Here is a 293-nt window from a genome sequence, read left to right on the forward strand (position 1 = left end):
AAGTCGGCACTCTGAGAACGCTTGGCGGGCATCGGAGGTACCGGCGATCGGAGATCGAGACGTTGCTGCGTAACCGCTCGACGACGCTCGATCACCAATAACCTCCGGCACGAAACAGACAGGTCGCCGAGCATGATGAGGGCTCGGCGACCTGTCTGGTCAGCAGGAAGTAATCAGGCCTTGGGGACGCGGACGATGAGTGCGTCGCCTTGTCCGCCGCCGCCGCAGAGTGCGGCTGCGCCGATGCCGCCGCCGCGGCGTTGCAGTTCGAGGGCGAGGTGCAGGGCGATGCG

Annotated in this window: 1 protein-coding gene; it reads right to left on the bottom strand. The window is 65.9% G+C overall.

Going from position 1 to position 293, the window contains the following annotated elements; genetic code table 11:
* Positions 1 to 173: 173 nt before the first annotated feature.
* A partial coding sequence (locus tag A2J01_RS37195) for a hypothetical protein (RefSeq protein ID WP_156519280.1) occupies positions 174 to 293 on the bottom strand: 120 nt, incomplete at its 5' end.

Source organism: Rhodococcus sp. EPR-134 (assembly GCF_001647205.1).
In the GTDB taxonomy this organism is placed as follows: Bacteria; Actinomycetota; Actinomycetes; order Mycobacteriales; family Mycobacteriaceae; genus Rhodococcus_F; species Rhodococcus_F qingshengii.